Source organism: Pantoea sp. Pa-EAmG (assembly GCF_030024295.1).
GTDB classification, from domain to species: domain Bacteria; phylum Pseudomonadota; class Gammaproteobacteria; order Enterobacterales; family Enterobacteriaceae; genus Pantoea; species Pantoea dispersa.
The window spans coordinates 1-9,324 of the sequence record NZ_JASEWO010000172.1; the positions used below are offsets into that span (position 1 = coordinate 1).

At 55.4% G+C, this 9,324-nt stretch carries 7 protein-coding genes and 2 pseudogenes; 3 read left to right on the forward strand and 6 right to left on the reverse strand.

Annotated elements, in window-relative coordinates; genetic code table 11:
• Nucleotides 1-104 precede the first annotated feature (104 nt).
• Genes QMM04_RS18300 through QMM04_RS18310 form a run of 3 tightly spaced genes read left to right on the forward strand, consistent with a single transcriptional unit; the run spans nt 105 to nt 2,357 of the window.
• Complete coding sequence (locus QMM04_RS18300; RefSeq protein ID WP_282996703.1) at nt 105-1,475, forward strand: VasL domain-containing protein; 1,371 nt, start codon at nt 105-107, stop codon at nt 1,473-1,475.
• A gap of 17 nt (nt 1,476-1,492) precedes the next feature.
• A complete protein-coding gene (locus QMM04_RS18305) occupies nt 1,493-2,281 on the forward strand; it encodes a hypothetical protein (protein WP_282996704.1) in 789 nt (262 codons plus the stop codon).
• Nucleotides 2,268-2,357: a PerC family transcriptional regulator gene (locus QMM04_RS18310; protein ID WP_282996708.1), complete on the forward strand. Its 90-nt coding sequence runs from the start codon at nt 2,268-2,270 to the stop codon at nt 2,355-2,357. The genes QMM04_RS18305 and QMM04_RS18310 overlap by 14 nt, the downstream gene beginning before the upstream one ends.
• Before the next feature lie 27 nt (nt 2,358-2,384).
• Here the strand turns inward: QMM04_RS18310 and QMM04_RS18315 are convergent.
• The 6 genes and pseudogenes from QMM04_RS18315 to QMM04_RS18340 all read right to left on the reverse strand — a co-directional run.
• Nucleotides 2,385-3,042: pseudogene (locus QMM04_RS18315) on the reverse strand (IS3 family transposase); the annotation flags it as partial.
• 40 nt (nt 3,043-3,082) lie between these two features.
• Nucleotides 3,083-4,620 (reverse strand): annotated as a pseudogene (locus QMM04_RS18320) (IS66 family transposase).
• Nucleotides 4,621-4,723: 103 nt separating this feature from the next.
• Complete coding sequence (gene tnpB / locus QMM04_RS18325) at nt 4,724-5,029, reverse strand: IS66 family insertion sequence element accessory protein TnpB (protein ID WP_282996705.1); 306 nt, start codon at nt 5,027-5,029, stop codon at nt 4,724-4,726.
• A gap of 707 nt (nt 5,030-5,736) precedes the next feature.
• The gene (locus QMM04_RS18330; RefSeq protein WP_282996706.1) at nt 5,737-6,792 is read right to left on the reverse strand and encodes a porin; all 1,056 of its coding nucleotides are present in this window, start codon (nt 6,790-6,792) and stop codon (nt 5,737-5,739) included.
• 100 nt (nt 6,793-6,892) lie between these two features.
• Nucleotides 6,893-7,708, reverse strand: a complete 816-nt coding sequence (locus QMM04_RS18335; RefSeq protein WP_349253945.1) for an N-acetylmuramoyl-L-alanine amidase — start codon at nt 7,706-7,708, stop codon at nt 6,893-6,895.
• A gap of 229 nt (nt 7,709-7,937) precedes the next feature.
• Nucleotides 7,938-9,215, reverse strand: a complete 1,278-nt coding sequence (locus QMM04_RS18340; protein ID WP_282996707.1) for a porin — start codon at nt 9,213-9,215, stop codon at nt 7,938-7,940.
• Between the last annotated feature and the right edge of the window lie 109 nt (nt 9,216-9,324).

Below are 9,324 nucleotides of genomic sequence, written 5' to 3' on the forward strand. Positions count from 1 at the left end.
AATCCACAATTTTTACTCCTGCTGGACGATCTGAATGACCCAACCTTTAGTCAGATTAAGTACTGGATGATTTATTTTTATGCCTGTTGAATGGATCCCTCGTCATGAATGACTCACTCACCCGCCAGCTTAAAACAGGCGGCGACCCACGCACACTGCCCGATTATGCCGCCCTGCGTGATGAGCTAAGTAAGCTGACGCATCCGGCTCGCCCGGATGTGAACTGGCGTTATGCGGAAAAACTCTGTCTCTCACTGTTTGAGCAGAACGGCGTAGAACTGCAGACGGCAGCCTGGTATACGCTTGCGCGCACGCAGCTGGCCGGCTTATTCGGACTCAATGAAGGGCTGTCAATACTCAAGGCCCTGATAAACCATCAGTGGGGGGCGCTGTGGCCGCAGCCTGTCCATGCCCGAATGGAAATCCTCAGCAGTCTGAGCCAGCGCCTGCAGCAGCGGATGCGTTCGCTCCCGCTGAATTACAGCGACCTCAGCCAGTTATACCGGGCGGAGAAGCTGCTTACCGGTCTGGGGGAAGATTTGCAGCGTCTGGAGCTTAAGCATCTGAGCCAGCTTGATACGTTGCGAACCCTGATGCATAACAGTGCTGTCCGGCTGGAAAACAGCGATGGCATAGCCAGCACCGGGTCGAACATTCAGCAAGGTGTTGTGTTGCCTGCCACCGTGACGAATGATGCGGCAGCGGCCACAAGAGACCTTGCTGGAGGTGATACGCCAGAGAGCGCAGTGAAGTGGGTGTACGTTGCGCAGCCGGAACCGCAGCCGAACGTGGAGGTGATGGCGGTAATGCCTGCGCCGGTTAAAAAGTGGAAATCCTTCGCTGCCGGGATGTGTACCATGCTGGTGATAAGCGCTGCCGCAGTGTGGGGCTGGCAGTATCTTCACCGTCCAGACCCTTTACAGACTCAGCTTACTGCTTCACTGGCTCCGTTCCCTGCACCTCTCACGTCTGAACAGCTGGGAATGTTGCGTCAGCAGACTTCGTTATCGCAGGACCTCATCGCACAGACACAGCAGCAGCTTGCCCGACTGGATAAGTTGCCGCCTGACTGGAATCTTGCTCACGCCAGAAAACTCACAGAACAGGCTCAGGCGCTGTGGCCGGAACAGGCTAAGCCCCTGGTACAGCAGTGGCAGCAACAGATTAATATCTCAGTACTTCCTGTCGATACAATGAACGGCTGGCATGAAGGGATGACACAGCTTCAGGCACTTGCCGATAAACTGAATGCGCTTGATGGTCAGAGAGGAAAATATATCACCGTAAGTGAACTTAAATCGCAGGTCTTTGGCATGCTGACAAGCTTCCGGCAGACCGTGCCGGTGGAAGAACAGCTTCGGCAGTTGAATCAGTTGCCAGAAGATTCGCTGCAGCGTCAGCAGCAGGTCCAACAGGCTGAGCAACGCCTTCGGGCTCAAATCTCTACGCTGTCGCAGGAAAAACAGCGTGACTGATACCAGGGAGGTCTGACATGGTGGATAAAACGCAGCGTCACCGTAATCACTGGACACCGTGGTCGGTCGCCGAAATTACGTTTGTGGAACAACACTATGGTCAGCTGTCTGCCCGTGAAATCGGGGAACGGCTTGGCAGGTCTGCCCATGGGGTTGCACGGATTGTTCAGCTTTCCGGTCTGTCCCGTGGCGTGACGCCACCCTGGTCGGAAGAGGAGCTGGCATTGCTCCGGACCCACTATACAGAAGGCATAGAGTATGTCATGTCATTGTTACCCTGGCGTTCACGCAAGGCTATCTGCCAGCAGGCATCCCTTGCCGGGCTCACTGGTCGCAGTAGCTGGAGCCTTGAAGATAAGGCCTTTCTGGAAAAACATTACAGAAATCTGCCCACAAAGGCGATTGCCGCCAGACTGGGCAGAAGCGTCAGTGCGGTGAGGGCGGCAGTGGTCAAATTTGACCTTGGAACCTGGAAAAACAGGCCCTGGACGGAAAGGGAACTGGTGTTAATGCAGGCGCACTACAGTAAAGGGATTGATAAAATAAAAGCGTTGCTGCCGGCCCGTACCCGGGAGGCCATTTTTGCCCAGGACGGAAAAATGGGGCTGACGAAGCCCCGGTTGTGGCTGCCTGATGAAGACAGACTCTTAAGAGCCATATATCCTGAGTCTGGTGCCCGTGGGATAAAGGAGAAGCTTCCCCACAGGACGATCCCGGCGATAAAGCACAGAGCAACCAGTCTGGGGCTGAGGTCCTTCAAAAGAAAAAAACGGGTATCAATTGTGAGACATGATGGTGGAGGATGAGGTTGCACAAAAGCTGGAGGCTACTGATCTCTGGCACAGGGCTGCCATACGCTGGCTTGATGTGATGCAGCACTGATCCTACCCACGTAATGTGGACACGGCGTTAAGCGAGGTTCTGGTTTTCAAATTGTTCAGGACTAAGCCCGCCACAGGCACTATGGCGACGCCAGCGATTGTAATCGCACTCGATATAATTAAATACCGTTGTTCTCATCATTTCCCGGCAGATAAAGCGTTCGCCGTGGATACATTCCACTTTCACCGAGTGTAAGAAGCTTTCCACACACGCATGGTCATAGCAGCAGCCTCTGGCGCTCATGCTCCCGCGCAGATTATGCCGTTTCAGCAGTGCCTGATAATCCGCTGAGCAGTACTGACCACCGCGATCAGTATGAACAAGTACATTTTCAGGATGCTTGCGCCGTCATTCGCGGTGCCATGGACCAACCAATTACCGCTCGCGACCACAGGTCAATCACCACTGCCAGATAAAGCCAGCCTTCATCTGTACGTAAGTAGGTGATGTCACCCGCCCACTTCTGGTTCGGACCGCTGGCATAAAAGTCCTGCTTCAGCAGGTTCTCCGACACCGGCAGCCCGTGCTCCCGATAGCTGACCGGGCTGAACTTGCGGGCTGCCTTTGCCCTAAGCCCCTGACGACGCAGGCTGGCTGCTATCGTTTTGATGTTGTAGGCCGGGAGCTCATCCGCAAGTCGTGGCGCACCATACCGTTGTTTTGCATCAGTGAATGCCCTGAGAACCGCGTAAGCGTACAGCGAGAGCCGTATTGACGGATACGGGTTATTCAGTTTGCAGGGTTACGCGCCAGGGTAACAGTTCGCGGACCTGATTGACCGGCCAGTCAGCTATTACGTTGAGCACATGACAGAGATAGCTCTCTGGCTCCACGCCGTTCAGTTTGCATGTACCGATCAGGCTGTACAGTAGCGCTCCGCGCTCACCACCGTGGTCAGAGCCGAAGAACAGGAAGTTTTTACGGCCCAGGCTGACCATCCGCAGCGCATTTTCAGCGATGTTGTTATCGGCTTCAGCCCAGCCATCGTCTGCATAGTACGTTAGTGACGGCCACTGGTTCAGTGCGTACGCGAACGCCTTCGCCAGCTCTGAGTGTCGCGACAGGGTTTTCATCTTTTCACGCAGCCAGTTTTCCAGGGATTTCAGTCGCGGTTTCGCTTTCTGCTGACGTTCGCCAAGGCGCTGCTCTGCCGGCATTCCCCTTATTTCAGCCTCGATGGCATACAGTTCGCCGATACGTTTCAGAGCTTCCTCCGTCAGCGCTGATGGCGTGCGAACGTGCACATCGTGGATCTTGCTGCGGGCGTGAGCCCAGCAGGCAGCTTCCGTTATCTGTCCATTGCGGTACAGTTCGTTGAACCCGGCATACGCATTCGCCTGCAGCACGCCGCTGAAGCCGGTAAGATGGCTCTGCGGGTGGATGCCTTTTCTGTCCGGGCTGTAAGCGAACCATACAGCCGCTGCCCGCGGTGACCCGGCGTTGCGGTCGTCGTGAACGTACGTCCATAAGCGCCCGGTCTTTGTCTTTTTATTACCTGGCAACAGTACTGGGACGGGCGTGTCATCGGCGTGGAGTTTGCCGTCCGTCAGGACATAGTCCTGAAGCGCCTCTTCCAGCGGTGACAGCAGCCGGCAACATGCATCCACCCAGCCCGACAGCAGTGAGCGACTCAGCTCCACGCCCTGTCGGCCGTATATATCAGACTGCCGATACAGCGGTGTGTGCTCTGCGTATTTTGAGGTCAGCACGCGGGCCAGCAGCCCCGGTCCTGCGATACCCCGTTCGATGGGCCGTGAAGTCGCGGCTGCCTGCACGATCGCATCGCAGTGAGTACAGGCATGTTTTTCACGTACTGTCCGGTTAACCCGGAAGGCGCTGCGCATCAGCTCAAGCTGTTCGGCGGCATCTTCACCCAGGTAGCTCAGCGAACCACCGCACTCCGGGCAACAGGATTCGGCAGGAAGCATACGCTTTTCATCACGCGGGAGTGATTCGGGGAACGGTCTGCGGGTGCGGGTCTGACGCAGCGGGCGCTGTACGGCCGGGTCATCCACCCGACCCGTCAGCGTATCGCTTTCTTTCTGAAGCGCTTTCAGGTCAGCTTCCATCTGTGCGATACGACGGGATACTTTTTCGGAACGGCTGCCGAAGTTCATCCGGCGGAGTTATCCAGCTGTGCCTGCAGATGGTCTATTTCGCGCTCACGGTCGGCCAGCTTTACCAGCAAGGCTCGGTTCAGCGCTTCCTGTTCGGCAAGCCGCTGTTTCAGCAGAAGGATTTCGTCAGAAGAGGTGTCGTTCATAAGCCCGTACTTTACCAGGCTTATTCAGCAACAACCAGGATAAAGAGGCCTACAATATGGTCAGAGATGTCAGCAACCGTTTAGGTTGTCGCCAGTCGATGCCTTAGTCGATGCCTTCCATCAGCATCGCCAGCTGTGCCGGGGTCAGGAACACTTTGCCATCACGGGCAGAGGGCCAGGCGAAGCGACCACGCTCCAGCCGTTTGGTCAGCAGGCACAGCCCGTCGCCGGTGGACCACAGCAGTTTGACCTGGCTGCCGCTGCGACCCCGGAAGATGAAGACGTGGCCGGACATCGGATCGTCTTTCAGCGCCGTCTGTACTTTTGCGGCAAGACCGTTGAAGCCATTTCTCATATCAGTGGTACCGGCAACCAGCCAGATTCTGGTCCCGGAAGGTAACGGGATCATCGCTTCAGTTCCCGTATCAGCAGAGTCAGAAGCTTTTCGCTGACAGTACCGTTGAGGCGTAGCGTCCCCTGCCGGAACGTTATCTCACAGCTGATACTGAGGGCCTCCGGGTTCTCTGTGGGCGGCTCTGGCTGTAAGGCAGCGGCATCGAGAGGCACAGGAAGTAGCTGAGGCCTCTCTGGAGAAGGTAATAGCAGCTTTCCCTCGCGCAATCGTTGGCACCATTTGAACAGTAGATTGGCGTTAATGCCATTTTCAAGCGCAAGTTTTGAAATGGATATTCCTGGCTCGCAGGAGGCAGCAACGAGTTGCTGCTTAAACTCAGGAGGATGATTAGGGCGGCCTTTTTGCCTGCGGGGAGTTACATTTTTCTGCATATCTGACACTTTGGTTCCAACTACTTATTTGGTGGACACCACTTTGTCGGATGCTTCATATTCTGACCAGACGGTTCACGCTGTACGCTTACTTTCTGTCACTCCTGGTCTGGACATCAGCGCAAACGGGTGGGGGCTGGTTCTGCCGGCCATATCTGATCAGCGACTGAGAAATACTTCACCAACCCACATTTTTAAACCCCTGATTCTGACGTCCCCCTGACTTTAGATATGTTGTGAGCTGTGAGTATCGTGGTCATCCACACCAATTATGATCAGCGTGGCCTGACGATAATTTGCGATTTTGAGAACGGCTGGTCTCCCCGGGTTCTACCAGTGGTAGCTGAGGCCAATCTCGGCCTTGTCGGCAGCATCAGTCTGATGGTGATGTTGTCTGAGGTTATTCAGCTTGTAATCGATGAAAACCTGCATGTTTTTCCCCAGATACCATGTTAATCCGACCTCATCGTAGTTCAGCACATCCCGGCGATACCCTGATTCGGTTTGACGTAAACGGGTATACCCCACGTGTGGCTGCAGGCTGGGGGTCAGCATCACCTTCATCAGCACTTCCTCGCTGAAGGCGGGATGGGCGTTCGCAGCCGGTTCCGGATGAATGGCATTATTGCTGCGGGTGGATACGGCCGCCAGATACCATTTGGGTGACTGATATCGCAGGCCGCCCGACAGTGTCCGGATCTGCTTCTGATAGCCCGCCTTATGTTGCTGTATGCGGGTTGCGGAAGAGGTCGAGGCGGCGACGATAGCGCTGAACCGGGAAGTGAAAGATGCCTCCAGTGACGCACCCAGCCCCTTTCCGTAACATTTTGTCACCGGGCGATCCGTCTGATGGCCCGGAAACTGGTACTGTAGTGCGACATGCACAGGCGTGCGGATAACGTCGAAAGACTGTCTGTAGGTGAGCAGATCCTCTGCCCGACCGCGCATGACGTTGTCCACATAGTTGTAAGACATCTCCCGAAACAGGGGCGAACGATCGGTAAGAGAGGTGACGTCGTAAAGGACTCCCCAGTTTCTGCCGATATCCAGACGGCCCAGCTTCCGGTTTTTTATCCCAAGAAAGGCCAGCCGTGTTGCATTACGTGATGCATCTGCTGCACTGACGGTATATTCCCATTGCCCGTAGGCCTGCCAGTCCGGGCTGAGCCACCGTGTACCCTTTAATCCAAAGTAAAGATAAGTGCGATCGCCGTCATCAGCTGGCTTGTGACTCATGAACCTTCTGGCCACCAGCGTGCCATAAAAATCCAGGCTGTGCTCGCTGGTGTGGGATAACGGGGCCGCAGCGACAAGGTTGCTGAACGAGAATAGCCCCGTCCACATTAGTGCAATAAAGGGGCGAGCTGAAAATAAAGATTCTGACATGCCGTGTATGTCCTCCGGATAAATGACAATCTCCGGATGCTCTCAGGGGGCACGGAGATCACTCGGGACATTGCGTCATGCGCTTCCGGTCAGGATTTTTTTATAGTGATTTTTTCTGCTTCAGATAATCCATTATTCCTTCCGTCAGTGCGCTGGCCATGCGGTAGCGGAATGATGAGGTGCTGAGCAGTTTTTCTTCTGCGGGATTGGTTATAAATGCCGTCTCGACCAGAACGGACGGAATGACCGGCGACTTAAGCACCACAAACGCGGCCTGTTCCATTTCCCGGGCGTGCAGGGTATGGACGGGCGCAATACGATGGATGAGATGGGTGCCCAAAGCCAGGCTTTCCCGGATGGTCTCCGTCTGGGTCAGATCGAAGATCGCCTCCTGCAGATAGCGATCTCCTTGATGGGGTTTTTCTCCGGAGGCGATATCGGCAGCATTTTCGCTGTCTGCCATGTATCGGGCCATGGCACTGGTTGCCCCACGGGTCGAGAGGGCAAATACGGAAGCCCCCTGAGCCTGCGGGCTGGTAAACCCATCCGCATGTACCGACACCAGCAGGTCCGCCTCGTGATGGTGTGCCTTCAGAACCCGTTCATACAGGGGAACAAAAACATCTTCTGTGCGGGTGAGCCGGACATCCACGCCCTGCATCGTCAGCATGGCCTGAAGATATTTTGCAGTCTCGAGCACGACGTGCTTTTCCTCTGTGCCATCATACCCTGTGGCTCCCGGATCTTTGCCGCCGTGGCCCGGATCTATCATTACCCGCGGTTTACGCCTGTCGGGAGATTTTACCTTCTGAGGGAGGACTGGAAAGGCACATGAGACGGGATTCAGCATCGTGCTGGTGAAAAGCGTCGTCAGTCCGGTCAGGATAAGCTGGCGTCGTGTCGTTCCTGGGGACATACCTTATGACTCCTGATGGTGTACTTAATAGTTATGATATAACATTTCACTTGTGGGCTCGAACCCCAAGGTGTTTCTGTTTGTCGCTTATGATGTTGTGGGATGAACAAAAACCGGGAGGGGACATGCGTCCCCTGATGTGGCTGAATAACCAGCGTGGTACGGGAAGGGCGCTGACGCGTGAAAGGCTTTAACTGACTGGCCTCTCTCGCCAGGCCGTTATCGCAGGCTAGATAAAGACGCGTAGCCCTACGGCACCCAGATGATCGTCCATATTCCAGTCGTCATTCACATTGCCCCAGGCTTTCTGGTAGCTGTATTCCACGTACGCGACGGCATTTTTAGCAAGCCAGTAGTCTGTCCCCAGCACGGTTGATTCAAGATGCTGGCCCTCCATCGCATCATTCCCACGCAGCCAGCTGACATCGGCGTAGACGCTCCAGTTGTTTGTTAAATAAAGCTGTGAGTCGTACTCAAGACCCAGAACGGTCTCCTGATTGTCCTCACGTGAGGGATTATGACGATAATGCCCCCGGGTCGCCGCCACCACATCTTCCACCTTGTTCATGTACCAGGTCGCCTGGGCACCGTTGTACCAGGTGTGATCGTCAACCGTCGTCGTGTACTTAGCATTCATCCCCATGGAGTAGGTGTTACCGTCATAGGGTTGCCCGTCGGGATCGGTCCAGGGATAGCAGTGACCGTCCTGACCGAGGGGGGTACAGCCCTGAGTGACGCCGGTGTTGACCGTATAGTGGTTGTAGGCGGCTGCAGTGGAGAAGATCAGGCCGTTGTCCCACTGATAGCGTGCGGCTATCGCCGCGCCGTTGTGCACGAGGGCGTTTCCATCACGAAAGGCATCGTGCAGGTCCGGACCGTTTCCGTAGCCGGCAAAACCAATCTTATCGACGTTGTCATTCCCCTGCGCCATCGCGCCCACGGTCAGGTGATCGTCCGTGTAGTACCAGATGCCGGCTGAATTGACGATATCCGTCGACATACCGGCCTGATCGTGTTTTCCTTTTCCCCCCCATGCATAGGTGGTATCCACCCCCAGCCCCCAGTCCGTCGGCGCGTATTGCTTACCAAACGTCAGGATACCGAGGGTTTCGCTGCCCACCCCGGCGTAGGCCTGGCGCGTATAGACGGTGTTGCTGAGCCCATCCGTTGCGGAGTCCAGTCCGTGTATGCCCGTTTCGTAATATCCCAGCGCAAAAGCATCGCTCTCACCGGCGTTCAGGTTATGCCGTATGGCAATCCCCAGTCGGGAATCGTTGTTCTGAATATCGTGTTTCTGCGTGTGCGCTGAATCGGTCTTTCCGAACAGACGCAGCGAACCCATGACACCCAGGGCGGTGTCATCATTACTCCAGAGGGTTTCCCCTTTGGTTTTTGTTGCGGTGTATCCCGGGGCGGCCTGTAAGGCATGCGCGTCCTGAGCCAGAACAGAACCACTGAAAATAAGACCGAGCGCGGCGGCTATCGCCGAGTGAACAAACTGCTTCATATTATTGTTTCCTTTTTAGCCTTGGTTTTCCGTTCCTGAACAGGGGCTTCTCCATTGCCCGTAAAAAAACGGGTTTGAGGCATGCGCCTGAAGCCGTATCAGGTTCGGT

Excerpts from the sequence above, each read along its gene's own strand:
- QMM04_RS18300 (WP_282996703.1), top strand. The coding sequence starts at position 105 with ATGAATGACTCACTCACCCGCCAGCTTAAAACAGGCGGCGACCCACGC.
- QMM04_RS18305 (WP_282996704.1), top strand. The coding sequence starts at position 1,493 with ATGGTGGATAAAACGCAGCGTCACCGTAATCACTGGACACCGTGGTCG.
- QMM04_RS18310 (WP_282996708.1), top strand. The coding sequence starts at position 2,268 with ATGGTGGAGGATGAGGTTGCACAAAAGCTGGAGGCTACTGATCTCTGG.
- tnpB (WP_282996705.1), bottom strand. The coding sequence starts at position 5,029 with ATGATCCCGTTACCTTCCGGGACCAGAATCTGGCTGGTTGCCGGTACC.
- QMM04_RS18330 (WP_282996706.1), bottom strand. The coding sequence starts at position 6,792 with ATGTCAGAATCTTTATTTTCAGCTCGCCCCTTTATTGCACTAATGTGG.
- QMM04_RS18335 (WP_349253945.1), bottom strand. The coding sequence starts at position 7,708 with ATGTCCCCAGGAACGACACGACGCCAGCTTATCCTGACCGGACTGACG.
- QMM04_RS18340 (WP_282996707.1), bottom strand. The coding sequence starts at position 9,215 with ATGAAGCAGTTTGTTCACTCGGCGATAGCCGCCGCGCTCGGTCTTATT.